Below are 13,593 nucleotides of genomic sequence, written 5' to 3' on the forward strand. Positions count from 1 at the left end.
CAAACGCTGCATGCGCGCCTTCAGGTCAGGATCGATCTTCACCGCCATGGGTACGGCAGAGGGGGAGACTGTGGAGGTGGCGGATGGGTTATGCTCGCGGGGATCGCCCTTGACCATACGCGCATGCACGTTAAGCGCATCTCCATCGACACGAACATCCTCGTCTACGCGATGGACCGCGATGCCGGAAAACGTCATGTGCGGGCAGTGAAAGTAGTGGAACAGGCCGTCGACAGCGACTGCATCCTCACTACGCAGGCTCTGGGGGTTTTTCATGGCGTGTCGCACATTCTGACGGAGGAAAGGGCGTTGAACTCCGCCGCACACAGAGACTCCTATGGGTAATGCCAAAAGATCCTGCGTATGCCGAGGCGCGAGCCCTACTCAAACTGCTCCTGATCAGCGGTGCCATCACCCTGGCCAGCGCGGCAATCATTGTCGTACTCTGGTGGCTGTATGCTGGCGGAGCCCATGGATGACGCGATGCTGAAAACTTGCGGGGATGCCCACTACCGTTATCTGGATATGCGCGACGCCGAGCCGGGGGATCGCTTCTTTCACTTGCGCCATCAGCCTTACAGCGACGTGGTGACGGCCATCGAAGCAGTGGAAGTCCTGACCGTGGAAAAGAAAACCCTGCAGTGCCGGGTAGAGGGGAGGGGCAAGCCGTGGAAACTGCGGCGGCAGGCAGAGCATATCCACTGTTATCTGGCCGATGATCCTGTTTTTCAGCAGTTGCAGTATACCTTCACCCGGGCGCAGCGCATTCAGCAGGCGAAAGACTGGGTGCGCCAGGCCCCGCCGGAGCGTTTCGATGAACCGGTACTGGAGGCCATCGAGCGCTGGCATGGCACAGGTTGAGGGCTCTGGCAGATCCCCTTCCCTGCCTTGACTTTGGCCGTCCTTCTCCTTATCTTCTGTGCCCTTACGAAATTTTGGGGTAGATCATCATGAAGCGCACTTTTCAGCCTAGCGTCGTGCATCGCAAGCGCACTCACGGTTTCCGCGCCCGCATGGCGACCAAGTCTGGCCGCCTGGTCCTCAAGCGGCGGCGCGCCAAAGGCCGGTACAAGCTCTGTCCCTGAGGGATGAGCCGACAGTCGTTCACCCGTGACGACCGCCTGCGCAACAAGGCTGAAATCCGCCTTGCCTTGCGCGAGGGGAAAAAGCGCAGTTTTCCCGAATTGGTGTTCTACCGTCTGGACAACGATCTGGGGCATGCGCGCATTGGCTTCGCCGTCAGCCGGAAGGTCGGCAAGGCGGTGCTCCGCAACCGTCTGAAACGACGCCTGCGCGAGGCGTTTCGGCTGAGCGCCGGCCGTTCTCTGCCTTGCGATCTCATGGTCGTGGCGCGTCCGGCCGCGCGCGACGCGGCCTATGCCGTGCTGCGTGGGCGCTTGGATAGCGTGTTGCGCTGATGGCCATGCTTCGTCGCGGCGCCATCGCCCTGATTCATACCTATCAACTCGTCCTGAGCCCCTTTCTCGGGCAGAATTGCCGCTACCATCCAAGCTGTTCGCATTACACCTGCGAGGCCATAGAACGCTATGGTGTCCTGCGCGGCGCCTGGATGGGTGTCAAACGCATCGCTCGCTGTCATCCTTTTCACCCGGGGGGTACGACCCCGTACCCTGAGTTTTCGGAGCCTCATGGATAGCCAACGTACCATCCTCGCCGTCGTCCTCTCGATTATCGTCCTGGTGCTCTTCGAGTGGCTGGCACCCCATCCCAAACCCAGCCCGAAGGCAACGCCAACGGCGGTCACCCAGTCAGCCGCCCAGCCAACGCCGGTTACCCAATCGCCTGCGCCTACCAGCAGCGTTCCGGCTGCGCCTAGCACGATTGCGGCGGTGACGAGCCATGCGGTGGGCGAGGGGCCCAGTGTCTCTTTCCAGACGGATCTTTATACCGGCAAGATCTATCTGCACGGCGGTGATATCCAGAATCTCGGCCTGCGCCAATATCCCATTGCCGTGGACAACAAAGCGCCTTATCCCATTCTGGACAGTAGCGCTGCGCGATTGACGGCACAGCAAAGCGGCTTCCTGAGCACCGACGGGCAGATTCTGCGCGCCGACTTCAGCGCCCCGCAGGCCGTCAATGACGGCGGGCCCATCACCCTGAACGGCCAGGCCGGCCCGCTGAAAATCGAAAAAACCTTTTCGTTTGATCCACACACCTATCTGATCAACGAAGACATCCGCATCACCAATACCGGCAAGGAGCCGTGGAAAGGCAGCTATTTCGACCAGATTCTGCGCAATGACCGTACCCAGAGCCATTGGTTCATGTCGATTTTTACCGGCGCGGTCCTGATGCACCATGGCAGCCTGAGTGAGAAAGGCTTTTCGGATCTTCGCGACCACCCGGAGGAGCATGGTGGCCCAGGCTGGGCGGGCATGACCGATCACTATTTTCTGCAAGCGGTCTTACCGGAAGCACATGCCGCCGTGCAACTCTACGCGCGTCCGGCAGGCAGCAACTACGTCGCCGGTGTGCAGCAGGCCCTGCCGACCCTGCAGCCGGGGCATAGCTATAGCCTGCGTCAGCAACTGTATCTCGGGCCCAAGCTGCAGAACCAGCTTGCGCGCCTGGGACGGGGTCTGGAGCAGACCGTCGATTACGGCTGGTTCTCCATCGTGGCCGAACCCATGCACGGGGTGCTGACCTGGTTCCATTCCTGGTGCGGCAACTGGGGCCTCGCCATCATCCTCCTAGTCCTGGCGGTAAAGATCATCTTCTTCTACCCTTCGGCGATCAGTTACCGCTCCATGGCCAACATGCGTAAGCTGCAGCCCAAACTGGAGCAGATCAAGAAAGAGACCAATGGCGACCGTCAACAAATGGGCGCCAAGATGATGGAGCTTTATCGTACGGAGAAGGTCAACCCGATGGCGGGCTGCCTGCCCCTGGTCATTCAGATGCCAGTCTTCATCGCCCTCTACTGGGTGCTGGTGGAGAGCGTGTCGTTGCGGCAGGCGCCCTTCATTCTCTGGATTCACGACCTGGCACTACCCGATCCGTATTACATCCTGCCGCTGCTCATGGGGATCAGCATGTTCCTGCAACAACGCCTGAACCCTGCGCCCATGGACCCCGTGCAGAAAAAGATCATGTCGATCCTGCCGGTCGCCTTCGCCATCTTTTTCTCTTTCTTTCCTGCGGGTCTGGTGCTCTACTGGTTGACCAACAACGTCTTTGGCATCATCCAGCAGTATCTGATCACCCGCCACGTCATGAAAGAGAGCTAGGGTGTCGCGCCGCGGGCGCTACCAGCTGGGCGACAGCATCGTCGCCATCGCCACTCCGCCGGGGGTCGGCGGCGTCGGCATTCTCCGTTTGTCCGGCCCGGATGCGCTGGCGATTGCCAATACGCTCTGCGGCCTGCCCCAAGACAAACCCTGGCGCCCGCGCTACGCCTATCTCCGGCAGTTCTTTCTGGCGCCAGGGGAGCAGATCGACCATGGCATCGCCCTGTATTTTCCCGCGCCGCATAGTTACACCGGCGAGGACGTGGTGGAGCTGCAGGGTCACGGCAGCCCGGTCATCCTCGGCTCCTTGCTCGAATACGCCGTGCGCCAGGGCGCGCGGCCGGCTCGGGCCGGCGAGTTCAGTGAGCGCGCGTTTCTCAACGAGCGCCTGGATTTGGCGCAGGCGGAGGCGGTTGCCGATCTCATCCATGCCCGCAGCCAATCCCAGGCACGCGCGGCTTTGGCCAGCCTGGAGGGACGCTTTTCCGCGGCTGTCGAGGCGCTGCGTGCGGCCATCCTGCAGACCCTCGCCCTTGCCGAGGCCGGCCTCGATTTCAGCGAAGAAGATCTCGGCGACGAGCACCTGCAGAGTCTGGCGGCGCAACTCCATCAACTGCAAAGAAACCTGGCCCGGATTCTGGAACAGAGTCGCAGCAGCGCGCGCTTGGCGCGCGGGGCGCGGATCCTTCTGCTCGGCGCCCCCAATGTCGGCAAATCCAGCCTGCTCAATGCCCTGTCCGGACGCGACAGCGCCATCGTCACCCCGATTCCCGGAACCACCCGCGATGTCCTGCGCGAAGAGATCGAAGTCGATGGACTGCCTCTCGAACTCCTGGACACGGCCGGGTTGCGTGACAGCACTGACCCGGTGGAACAAGAAGGGATCCGCCGCAGTCGCGCGCTGCTCGAGAGCGCGGAAGAAATTCTCCTCCTGCTCGATGCCAGTCGAGACAGCTGGTCAGAAGATACGAATCTGTTGGCGCAGCTCGATGCCAAGCGCTGCACCGTACTGTGGAACAAGATCGATCTCCGTCCGGACTTCGTCGCCCCCGACCTGGGGGTGCCGGCCCTGCGCATCTCTGCCAGCACCGGCGAGGGGTTGGCGGAACTGCGTTCGCACCTGCGACAACGCCTGGGTGAAAATGACGACAGCGCCTGGTCGGCACGCCAGCGCCACGTACTGGCACTCGAAGAGGCCCAGGAACAGCTTGCCGAGGCAGCACAATTTCTGCACCTGGATACTGGCGAAGAGCTTCTGGCGCAGAAGCTGCGGGAAAGCGCCAACGCCCTTGGCCAGATCACCGGGGTAGTGGATGTGGAGGAGATCCTGGGGGAAATCTTTTCGCGCTTTTGTATCGGCAAGTAGAATTTTTTGTCAGCGATGTCCGTCTCGACTATTCTGTAAGCCTACGCCTGAATTGCGGAGTACAGCATGCACAAACGGGATTTCCTGCGTCTCAGCGCCATGGGCAGCGGCCTTGCCCTGGGGGCCTCGCTGATTGGCACGCGCATCGCCCTGGCGGCAAATGCCCAAGGCTGGCCCGCGCAGTCCTTTGCTGCCAGCAGCGTCGAACAAGTCCTGCAGGATCTGTTTCAGATGCGCACAGTGCCGGAGTCCGATCGTGTGCATGTTCGCAGCGCCAAAGAAGTCGATGATGCGCTCAGCGTGCCGGTATCCGTGTCCGTGGATCACCCGATGACGGATGACGATTACATTGCGCGGATCTATGTGCTGGTCGATCACAACCCCACGCCTTTAGCGAGCATCTTTCACTGCAGTCCTGCCAATGGCAAGGCAGCCTGTTACCAACGAATCAAGGTATTACACGACAGCCCGCTGCGCGTCATTGCGCAAAGCAACCGTGGAGATATCTTTGCAGCCAAGCCCGAGTGGGTGCATGTCAAACGTACAGGAGCCGCAGAATGAGCGTGCTGAATACCTTGGGAAGCCGGCTGACACGGCGCCTCGGAGACGTACAGATTGCCCTGCCAGAAAAGGCGAAACGGGGAGAGATCATCGAGGTCCGGGCGCTGATCCTGCACCCCTCGCAAAGCGGGGATAACGCCCTGTTCATCGAAGAGGTGACCTTTGCCCTGGATGGCGAGACCTTCTGCCGATTCGATCTCTCCAGCATGAGCAGCGCCAACCCCTATCTTGCCGTTCCTCTGCGGGTCGAAAAGAGTGGAATGATCTCCGCACACTGGCGCAACAACCGGGGACAGACGGGCTCAGGGCAAAAATTCCTGCGCCTCACTGAATAAGCAAGGGGGGCAACGCCCCCCTCGCTCTGCAGCTGAGCGAAAAGCCGACTATTCGACGGCAATCTTGCGCCGCTTGGCCGACTCCGCCTTGGGCAGGGTCAGTTCCAGCACCCCGTCTTTATATGCCGCCTTGCTCTGACTGGCGTCGACATCCACCGGTAGCTGGATAGTGCGGGCGAACTCGCCGTAGCGTCGCTCACGGTAGATGTACTTACCCTCTTCCTTGCTGCTGTCCTCTTCTTTGCTTCCACTGATGTAGACCTGGTTGCCGTGTACCTGGATGTCGAGCTTGTCCTTGTCGACACCGGCAATCTCCGCTTTGACGACGATTTCGTTGTCGCGATCGATCACATCGAGATGGGCGACGTTTGGCCGCGGCGATGCGGAAGCTCCCTGCAAGGGACGGAAGAAGCCAGGGAGCACGGCATCAAAGATCTGCTCGACGGGATCGACAACGCGTACGGATGGGTTACTGACAGCCTTTTCACTCATGATGACTCTCCTCTTGAACGATGGTCCTCGCTGACCCGTCCTAAATCTGGGGTCGGTTTTGCGCTTTTCAAGAGCTTGTCAATAGGGGTAATCCCAACCAGGGGCGGGATCCTTGTAGCGTCGGTGCACCCACCAGTACTGTTCCGGCGCGCGACGAATGGCCGTCTCGAGGGTGGCATTCATGGTCGCCGCATCGGCCACGTCATCACCGCTCGGAAACCCGTCTGGCAGGGGCACGATCTCGATCTCGAAACCGCGCCCGGCCGGCAGGCGATAGGCGAAGAGTCCAAAGCTTGGACTGCCCCGTCGTTGCGCCAGGCGTGCCAGCAGCGGCGTGGTACAGGCAGGACGACCAAAAAAGGGGGCAAAGACCCCCTCGCGGGGGTCCACATTCTGATCAGGGAGGACGCCCACCACCTCACCCCTTTGCAGAGCCTGCAGCAGACTGCGGATGCCGCCCTCTTTGGCCACCAGACGGGCACCACTGCGTCCGCGACCGGCGACCATCCGCGCATTGATGGCGGCATTGCGGGTTGGCATATAAAGTACCGTCACCGGCCAGCGCTGGCCAATATATTGCACTGCCGCCTCCCACGCACCGAGGTGCGCGGTGAAAAGAATCACCCCTTTGCCTTGCGCCAGCGCCGCATCGACCGCCTCGGCGCCACGCACCGAACGGATCAGGCGCAAACTTCGCGGCAAGGGCCAGAACCAGAGCGGCCCCAGTTCTACGAATGCCTGACCCAGTTGGCGGAAATGCTGGGCGAGCAGATTCCGCCGCTGCCGATGATCCAGTTCGGGATAGGCGATCTGCAGATTTCTCCGCGCCACCCGTCGGCCACGCGCGACGAGGAGACGCGCCAGGTCTCCCAGGCGGTTGCCGGCCCAGACCCGGAGCGGGCGCGGCGCGCGCGCCAGCAACCGCAATACCCCTTCCACCGCGGCGGCCAGCCAGAAATCCGCGCGTTTGCCAGACATCAGACGGGGATCAGCCGCAGGGCGAGTTCGATGCCTTCGGCATCGAAACGCATCTTGATAGCCTCCAGGAGATCACTGCGTGTGCCGCCGTAATCCGCCGCCCGTACCCAGGGGCGCAGGTAGACCTGAACACCCAGTTCGGTGAGATCCTGCACGCCAATCGCCGGGGCAGGTTCGGAGAGAATCCGCTCATCGGCATCGCAGAGCTCTGCCAACAGTTGCTTGGCGCGCAGCAGGTCCGCCTGCGGAGCGAGAGTAATCAGCAGGTCGATACGCCGTTGGCCAAGTACGGAAGTATTGATGAGCACGTCACTGAGAATCTTGCTGTTGGGCACGAAGAGCTGGCGATTGTCGAAACTGTTGATGACGCTCTGAAAGAGATGGATGCGCTCGACCGTGCCTGAGACACCGACCACCTCGATGCTGTCGCCCACCTTGTAGGGGCGCAAGATCAGCAACAGTACGCCAGCGGCAAAGTCCGCCAGGGACTTCTGCAATGCCAACCCGATGGCAAGGCCAGCGGCGCCGAGCATCGCCAGGAGCGAAGTGGTCTGTACTCCCAATTGGCCAAGGGCCGCTATGACCACCACAATATAAAGGGAGATCTTGATCAGGGATTCGAGAAAACGTGCCACCGTGAGGTCGTGGTGTACGCGCTCCAGGGTACGCGCGCTGAGACGTCCCAGCCAGCGCGCCAACCACAAGCCGACCAACAATACCAGCAATGCTGCAGCAATATGCCCCGTCCAGGCCCAAAGACGCTCGTGGAGTGGCCCCGACCAGGGGGAAAGCGAGGCAAATGGAAAAATGGACATGAAAATGGCCCCACGGAATTCGATCCGAGGAGCCTAAAAGCAGTTGGCGCCCATGGCAAGGCGCCGGGAGCGAGCCGTCAGTGCAATACCGTCGTCGAGGTTCCGTGTACGACCGCCGCCCGCAGCGCATTCAGCTCGGCCATCATCCAGCCTTGGTAATCGTAACCCGCAGGCATGGTCTCATAGACCCCCACCACCGGAACGTGGGCCTGCTTCGCTTGGGCCAGAAACGATTGGGTCAGGCTGCTGGTGACCTGTTGATTGTATAAAAACACCTTTACCTGACGTTTGCCGAGCAGCTCGCTCTGCAGGCTGACATCCTGTGGCGCTGGGTCGGTGCCATTCATGATCGCCGCCTGCAAGGACCACGGGGTCTTGATCTCGCAGCCGGCTGCCTGAAGCATGTAGTCGGCTACCGGTTCCGTCACCGCAACCGGTGTATGGGGGTATTCCTTGCGGAACGACGCCAAACCCTGGTACCAGGGCTGCAGGGAAGCATCGAACTTCTTCACCTGCGCGGCAAAATAGGCACGATGCTCCGGCAACATGGCGCCGAGGGCATCCGCCACTGCCGCCGCCACCTTGGGCATGGTTTCCGGTTTGTACCACAGATGCGGGTTGGGCGTACTCTCCGGCAGACCCAGGAGGTCCTGCACCACGATGACCTTTCTGCTGCGATTCGGATTGGCCGCCAGAATCTTCTTTGCCCAGGAGTCATAACCCAGCCCATTGCGGACCACCAGTTGCGCCTGCGCTACCTCACGCGCAATCGAGGGACTCGCCTGAAAGGTGTGGGGATCGGTATTGGGATTGCTCTCGATGGCTTGTACCTGCACGTACGGGCCACCAATTTGGGAAATGACGTTGGCATACTCATTTTCCACGCCAACGGCACGCAGCAGATCGGCAGCTTGGGCAGTACCAGCAAAGAGGGCGCTGCCGGCCAAGGCAACGCCGAGGAGATGGCGAGGGGACAGAAGCGACGAGACGACAGACATTGCGGCATTCTCCATAAATGCAACTTGGTTGCATAATATTCGCGCGCCAATCCCTCCTTGTCAATCTGATCAGAAAAACTCCAGGTGCAAACGCAACAATCCAACAGTAGCGTTAGGGTATACGCCGTTTGGTTTGGTGATATATTGCAGATCGGGCTGCAGACTCAGGTACTCATTGATCTTCGCGACGTAGGTGATCTCATAACTGGTCTCGGCCGGATAGATCGCCGCTGGCTGCGCTTCGTCCTCGAAGCCGGCTGCCACCACGCCGGGTCGCAGCGCTGCCCGGGCCATGCCCACGGAAAGGGTATCGTCCGGTCGGGCGGCAAGAAAATGACTGAGCCGCGCCCCCAGCCCCAGGTACCAAGGAACCAGATTCTCCCGTCCAAAGGCCTTGCCCCACTGGATGAAGGGCGCCAGCTCGGCATCGGCAAGCCGCCAGTGCGCTTCCACGATACCGTAGATGCCGTTCGTCGTCGGACTCAGGTTAAAGTCGGGGGCACGCGGCTGATCGTAGTGCCAGGCGCCGACCTTGAAAACGTACTTTCCATATTCGTCCGTACCATCATCCGGGTCTTCGCCTTCTTCCTGCCCCCAGTGCAAGGCCCCCTCCCAGATCGCCAGATAGCCGCGGTCAAAGACGCCACGATACTGATGTATGGCATCGCCCTGAAACACCCCTGCCTTGCTGCTCCAGTTCGTTCCATGGGTATGAACGATGAACCCCAGGCCAGAGTAGGGATAGGTCGGTAGTGCCGGCACATTGCCGGAAAGGCTGGGGTCGAGACCAAAGGAACCATTCAAGAGTTGCAAGGCGTTGCTGGCCACGTCGAAATAGAGATTGAAATCGGTGTAGCCCACGCGGGTGGCCAGCCAGTCCGTCCATTGCTGCCGGTAGTTGGCCTCATAGAGCCGCACTGCGGAAGGCGCATAGATATTGCTCGCGGTCTGCAGATCGCCGCTGTAGGCCGTGTCTTCGGCAGAGCTGTAGATACCGAACACCGACGCTGTGAAGAGCCCGCCACGCCAGGCGCCGGCCTTGGCGCTGTCCCATTGCAGCCCCAGCTGGCCTGCCGTGGTGTTCGCCGTGCCCCGGCGAACTCCGCCAGCGAGACTGGCAAAGAGCTCTGTGTCTAGGTGTGCCGACCAGGAGAAACCCTCGCCGATGTGCTGGAAATCGGTCAGATAGCGCGGCGCCAATCCGCTTTGATAGGGTATCGGCGAGTCGGCTCCGGGTCCGGGCAATCCCGCCGCAACGCTTGCGCCGCTCCACAGCACCATCAGAAAAGAAAAAGACTTGTATTTCATGACACGCTCAGATCAGGAAAGACGGCGCCACTATGCCGCAGTCCCTGACCCTAGTCAATAACGCTTCTCATTCCTATTTGTTGTCATGGCCGGGCTTTGCTTCAGCCACCGATGCCCGGCGCTCCGACGACAAAATTGTCGATCACCGGCAAGCTACAAGGGCGCTTTCCTCGCCCGGAGAAAGGAGACCAAGCCGCCCAGCAGGAATATGACCGGGAAAAGATACTGAAACACTTCGGTAAACAGCGATCCGACAAAGATGACCGCGCTGTGTATGCTGTTTTGCACCGCCACATTGATGTCATCTGCAGGATTGGCTCCTTTTGGCAAATGCAGGGGCGCGACGACGTTGTGCATCAGTCCTTCAAAGTGTAAATGCCACAGATGAAGCCCGACATAAGATATAGGAATCAGTAGGATATTTATCCACCAAGGCAATCGACTCGCAACTTGTAAAAGATCTTCTATAGTGGACCTTTGACGGTTTCTGCGGAAAGAATGTGACATGGTGTTGACCTCACGTGGCTGTCATCTCTTAGGGCTTCTCGTCGGTCAAATAGACGAAATCTTTCTTCCCGCCACAAAGAGAGCCGTTCCCCAGTGTGATCAAGCCATAAAAACCACTTTCTTCACGTAGAGCCATCCACTACACTGGATTCATGCAGAAGAAACGGCTGATTCTGGGTGGTACTTTCGATCCCATTCACTACGGGCATCTGCGCGCGCTGGAAGAAGTCCGCGAAGCCTTGGGCATGGCGGAGGCGACTCTGGTTCCTGCCGGCCATCCACCGCACCGGAACAGCCCTTGGGCACCTGCGGAGCACCGTTTGGCCATGACCCGTATCGCCGCGCAGCAGGCTCCGGGCTTGGAGGTGCTGGCTTACGAGGTCGAAAAAAGCGGTCCGTCCTACACCGTCGACACCCTGCGCCACCTCCGCGCCAACGATCCTCACGGTTTCCTGGCGATGGTGATCGGAATGGACGCCTTTCTGCGCTTCGATACCTGGAAAGACTGGCAGGAAATCCTCGATCTGACGCATTTGGTGGTCATCGGCCGGCCCGGCTGGCCCATGGCCGAGCTGCCCGAGGCCCTGCGGCAGGTGCTGTATGAGAGGCGAGTGCAGAGTCTCGGCGAGCTGCACCAGCATTCTCTGGGGAAGATCGCCTTTCACACGGTCACCGCCCTGGAGATCTCGGCGACCCAGATCCGCAGTCTTCTCGCCGGCGAACGCAGTGCGCGCTTTCTATTACCCGAAGCGGTCTTGGATTATATTGCTGAGCACCGGCTCTACCACGAAGCGTAACCTGGAGGAACACCGACCTTGCCCATCACGCCCGAAATGCTGCGCGATCTCAGTATCGCCGCCCTCGATGAACACAAGGCCATCGACATCCAAAGCATCGACGTTCGTCAACAAACCGATATCACCGATTATCTGATCGTTGCCTCTGGCAACTCCGACCGCCAGCTTCGCGCCCTCGCCGACGCCGTGATCGACAGGGCACGTGGCGAGGGAGTGCGCCCTCTGGGCAAGGAAGGAGCGTCCGGCAGCGACTGGATGTTGGTCGATCTGGGCGATGTCGTGGTTCACCTGATGCGACCGGAGACCCGCGACTTCTATCAGATAGAGCGGCTGTGGGGCGAATTGCCCAAGGTGCGCAGCCAAGGCCACGAGGGCTGACGTGCGCCTGTTGGTCCTCGCGCTGGGGACCCGCATGCCGAATTGGGTGGATGCGGCGGTCGAAGAATATCGGCGACGCATCCCACCCCCGGTGCAGTTGGAATGGCGCAGCCTGCCTCTGGCCCCACGGGGGCGGCAGAACGATCCGGCACGCTGGCGCCGGGAAGAAGGTGAACGTCTGCTTGCCAGCAGCCTCAAAAACAGTGAGATCGTGGCCCTGGAGGTTACGGGTCGTGCCTTGCGCAGTGAAGAGCTGGCGCAGAAAATGGACGCTTGGATCAACGATCAGCAGGACGTCACCCTGTGGATCGGCGGCCCGGACGGCATCGATCCGGCGCTGCGACCTCACTGGCGCTGGTCCCTTTCGGCATTGACCTTGGCGCACCCGGTGGTGCGCGTGGTCCTTGCCGAGCAGCTGTATCGTGCCTGGAGTATCCGCACAGGCCTGCCCTATCATCGTGGCGGAGAGGAGAGTGGATGGTGAAGTGTTATCAACGAGTCTTGCCCCGACTGGGAGTGGTCGCGGCCCTGTCTTTGGGATTGAGTGCCTGCGCGCAGATGGTCGTGCCCACGCCGCAACAGAGCAGCAGTAATGCCATCGCCGTGCAGGCCGCGCGCATCCGCATCTTTTCCCTATCTCCGCAGGTGCCCGCGCAACAGCTGGAGCCTGCGCGGAAAGCCCTGGCAGCGGCCGAAGCAGCGCAGCAGCGGGGCGACTATCTCTATGCCGAACGCCAGACCGAGCTGACCCGCATTCGTCTCGACAACATCCAGCAGCGTCTCGATCAGAGCCCGACGAGCGACAGCAACCAGGAGCTCAAGGGGCAGATACGCGATCTGCAAGGGAGAATCGCCAGTCTAGAAGAAAAAATCGCCGCCACCCGTCAGCAGCTTCAGGAGACGAACCCATGATTCGCCGTAGCCTGCTCGCCAGCACCCTGCTTCTCCTGCCTGCCCTCGCCTGGGCCGATGCAAACACCACAGCAGCCCTGCAACATGCCTATGCGCAATTCCAAAACCTGCAGAAATCCGCGCATCTTACCCCGCAGCAGTCGGCCGGTCTGCAGCGAGATCTGCAACAGATGACCGCCGATCAGGTCAATCCGCCCCTTTTTGCCGTCGACAAGGCCATCTTCGAAGCCCGCCTGCATGGTCTGCGGGAAGCACAGGCAAGCACCAACAGTGGTCAGGAAAAGGAAGTTCTGACCCGGCAACTGGCGACCCTGAACCAAAAAATACCAGTCCCTCCAGGCGGAATATGCGCAGCTTCGCCAGCAATTGGCGAACCGGACCATGCAGGGTGCCCGCAGCGCCCGCCTGAAACAGGAGATTCAGCAGCAGAAACAACTGTTACAGCAAGAGGAACAGAGTCTGGCGACGATGCAACCCAGCACGGCAGCGAGTACGAGTAACTCGACGAGTGTCAGCTCGGCGCTGGCGGCGCCCGCCGCAGCGCCGGCCCCATTGCAGGCGTTGGCCGCCTACGGTGACCTGCGGCAGGGAAAATATGGCACCGAGCTGAATATGCCGGTTTCTGCCCTCTTTTCTTCGGATCAAGGACTGTCCGCCAACGGGAAGCAGCGCCTGCGCGCCGTCGCTGAAACGCTGAAAGGGATCACGGCGGCACAGATCCTGGTGCGGGTCTCCGGGCAACCGGGGGGGCTCAATCTGGCGACCCAACGGGCAGAGGCCATTCTCCAGGGATTGCGCCAAGCGGGCATCCCCGACTCTCGGCTGGCCCTGGCTTCCGGTGCCGGGGTGGCCAGCGGCATGGCTCAGATTCTCCTACCCAGCGGCGCCTGAGCGC

22 protein-coding genes are annotated in these 13,593 nt (G+C 60.8%); 16 read left to right on the top strand and 6 right to left on the bottom strand.

The features are described from left to right. Positions 1 to 123: 123 nt before the first annotated feature. The 10 genes from ORD17_RS04660 (at position 124) to ORD17_RS04705 (ending at position 5,513) form a co-directional block, all read left to right on the top strand. Positions 124 to 345, top strand: a complete 222-nt coding sequence (locus ORD17_RS04660; RefSeq protein WP_308389713.1) for a hypothetical protein — start codon at positions 124 to 126, stop codon at positions 343 to 345. Next, positions 345 to 479 (top strand): hypothetical protein, encoded by a 135-nt coding sequence (locus ORD17_RS04665; RefSeq protein WP_308389714.1) that lies wholly within the window; start codon positions 345 to 347, stop codon positions 477 to 479. Before ORD17_RS04660 ends, ORD17_RS04665 begins: the two co-directional genes overlap by 1 nt. A 4-nt stretch (positions 480 to 483) precedes the next feature. Then, positions 484 to 861 (top strand): hypothetical protein, encoded by a 378-nt coding sequence (locus tag ORD17_RS04670; protein WP_308389715.1) that lies wholly within the window; start codon positions 484 to 486, stop codon positions 859 to 861. Positions 862 to 950: 89 nt separating this feature from the next. Beyond that, the gene (gene rpmH / locus ORD17_RS04675) at positions 951 to 1,085 is read left to right on the top strand and encodes a 50S ribosomal protein L34 (protein ID WP_215872187.1); all 135 of its coding nucleotides are present in this window, start codon (positions 951 to 953) and stop codon (positions 1,083 to 1,085) included. A gap of 3 nt (positions 1,086 to 1,088) precedes the next feature. Beyond that, positions 1,089 to 1,418 carry a ribonuclease P protein component gene (gene rnpA / locus ORD17_RS04680; protein ID WP_308389716.1) on the top strand — a complete coding sequence of 110 codons (330 nt, stop codon included), beginning with the start codon at positions 1,089 to 1,091 and terminating at the stop codon, positions 1,416 to 1,418. After that, positions 1,418 to 1,657 carry a membrane protein insertion efficiency factor YidD gene (yidD, locus tag ORD17_RS04685; RefSeq protein ID WP_308389717.1) on the top strand — a complete coding sequence of 80 codons (240 nt, stop codon included), beginning with the start codon at positions 1,418 to 1,420 and terminating at the stop codon, positions 1,655 to 1,657. The genes rnpA and yidD overlap by 1 nt, the downstream gene beginning before the upstream one ends. Beyond that, the gene (yidC, locus tag ORD17_RS04690; protein ID WP_308389718.1) at positions 1,650 to 3,251 is read left to right on the top strand and encodes a membrane protein insertase YidC; all 1,602 of its coding nucleotides are present in this window, start codon (positions 1,650 to 1,652) and stop codon (positions 3,249 to 3,251) included. Before yidD ends, yidC begins: the two co-directional genes overlap by 8 nt. Before the next feature lies 1 nt (position 3,252). Next, complete coding sequence (mnmE, locus tag ORD17_RS04695; RefSeq protein WP_308389719.1) at positions 3,253 to 4,617, top strand: tRNA uridine-5-carboxymethylaminomethyl(34) synthesis GTPase MnmE; 1,365 nt, start codon at positions 3,253 to 3,255, stop codon at positions 4,615 to 4,617. A gap of 66 nt (positions 4,618 to 4,683) precedes the next feature. Then, positions 4,684 to 5,178, top strand: a complete 495-nt coding sequence (locus tag ORD17_RS04700) for a thiosulfate oxidation carrier protein SoxY (RefSeq protein ID WP_308389720.1) — start codon at positions 4,684 to 4,686, stop codon at positions 5,176 to 5,178. Further along, complete coding sequence (locus ORD17_RS04705; RefSeq protein ID WP_308389721.1) at positions 5,175 to 5,513, top strand: thiosulfate oxidation carrier complex protein SoxZ; 339 nt, start codon at positions 5,175 to 5,177, stop codon at positions 5,511 to 5,513. The genes ORD17_RS04700 and ORD17_RS04705 overlap by 4 nt, the downstream gene beginning before the upstream one ends. A gap of 48 nt (positions 5,514 to 5,561) precedes the next feature. On the opposite strand, the gene ORD17_RS04710 is transcribed toward ORD17_RS04705, so the two are convergent. The 6 genes from ORD17_RS04710 to ORD17_RS04735 all read right to left on the bottom strand — a co-directional run bounded on the left by ORD17_RS04710 (position 5,562) and on the right by ORD17_RS04735 (position 10,461). Then, entirely contained in the window at positions 5,562 to 6,005 is a 444-nt protein-coding gene (locus tag ORD17_RS04710) for an Hsp20/alpha crystallin family protein (RefSeq protein ID WP_308389722.1), read from the bottom strand. Between the two features lie 78 nt (positions 6,006 to 6,083). Then, complete coding sequence (locus ORD17_RS04715) at positions 6,084 to 6,983, bottom strand: lysophospholipid acyltransferase family protein (RefSeq protein ID WP_308389723.1); 900 nt, start codon at positions 6,981 to 6,983, stop codon at positions 6,084 to 6,086. Beyond that, entirely contained in the window at positions 6,983 to 7,798 is an 816-nt protein-coding gene (locus ORD17_RS04720) for a mechanosensitive ion channel domain-containing protein (protein ID WP_308389724.1), read from the bottom strand. The genes ORD17_RS04715 and ORD17_RS04720 overlap by 1 nt, the downstream gene beginning before the upstream one ends. A gap of 77 nt (positions 7,799 to 7,875) precedes the next feature. Continuing rightward, complete coding sequence (locus ORD17_RS04725) at positions 7,876 to 8,796, bottom strand: metal ABC transporter solute-binding protein, Zn/Mn family (RefSeq protein WP_308389725.1); 921 nt, start codon at positions 8,794 to 8,796, stop codon at positions 7,876 to 7,878. A 69-nt stretch (positions 8,797 to 8,865) separates the two neighbouring features. After that, complete coding sequence (locus ORD17_RS04730) at positions 8,866 to 10,104, bottom strand: carbohydrate porin (RefSeq protein WP_308389726.1); 1,239 nt, start codon at positions 10,102 to 10,104, stop codon at positions 8,866 to 8,868. Between the two features lie 153 nt (positions 10,105 to 10,257). Continuing rightward, positions 10,258 to 10,461 carry a hypothetical protein gene (locus ORD17_RS04735; RefSeq protein WP_308389727.1) on the bottom strand — a complete coding sequence of 68 codons (204 nt, stop codon included), beginning with the start codon at positions 10,459 to 10,461 and terminating at the stop codon, positions 10,258 to 10,260. A 302-nt stretch (positions 10,462 to 10,763) separates the two neighbouring features. On the opposite strand from ORD17_RS04735, the gene nadD reads away from it, so the two are divergent. From nadD to ORD17_RS04765, 6 genes are read left to right on the top strand one after another with little or no spacing between them, the layout of a single operon-like run. Further along, entirely contained in the window at positions 10,764 to 11,408 is a 645-nt protein-coding gene (nadD, locus tag ORD17_RS04740; protein WP_308389728.1) for a nicotinate-nucleotide adenylyltransferase, read from the top strand. 18 nt (positions 11,409 to 11,426) lie between these two features. Further along, positions 11,427 to 11,786 carry a ribosome silencing factor gene (gene rsfS / locus ORD17_RS04745; RefSeq protein WP_308389729.1) on the top strand — a complete coding sequence of 120 codons (360 nt, stop codon included), beginning with the start codon at positions 11,427 to 11,429 and terminating at the stop codon, positions 11,784 to 11,786. A 1-nt stretch (position 11,787) separates the two neighbouring features. After that, positions 11,788 to 12,270, top strand: coding sequence for a 23S rRNA (pseudouridine(1915)-N(3))-methyltransferase RlmH (rlmH, locus tag ORD17_RS04750; RefSeq protein WP_308389730.1), 483 nt, complete (start codon positions 11,788 to 11,790; stop codon positions 12,268 to 12,270). Then, complete coding sequence (locus tag ORD17_RS04755) at positions 12,264 to 12,698, top strand: hypothetical protein (RefSeq protein ID WP_308389731.1); 435 nt, start codon at positions 12,264 to 12,266, stop codon at positions 12,696 to 12,698. The genes rlmH and ORD17_RS04755 overlap by 7 nt, the downstream gene beginning before the upstream one ends. Further along, on the top strand, positions 12,695 to 13,198 hold the full coding sequence (locus ORD17_RS04760) for a hypothetical protein (protein ID WP_308389732.1): 504 nt from the start codon (positions 12,695 to 12,697) through the stop codon (positions 13,196 to 13,198). Before ORD17_RS04755 ends, ORD17_RS04760 begins: the two co-directional genes overlap by 4 nt. Further along, positions 13,080 to 13,589 carry a hypothetical protein gene (locus ORD17_RS04765; RefSeq protein WP_308389733.1) on the top strand — a complete coding sequence of 170 codons (510 nt, stop codon included), beginning with the start codon at positions 13,080 to 13,082 and terminating at the stop codon, positions 13,587 to 13,589. The genes ORD17_RS04760 and ORD17_RS04765 overlap by 119 nt, the downstream gene beginning before the upstream one ends. Positions 13,590 to 13,593: the final 4 nt, after the last annotated feature.

Source organism: Acidithiobacillus sp. AMEEHan (assembly GCF_030996345.1).
In the GTDB taxonomy this organism is placed as follows: domain Bacteria; phylum Pseudomonadota; class Gammaproteobacteria; order Acidithiobacillales; family Acidithiobacillaceae; genus Igneacidithiobacillus.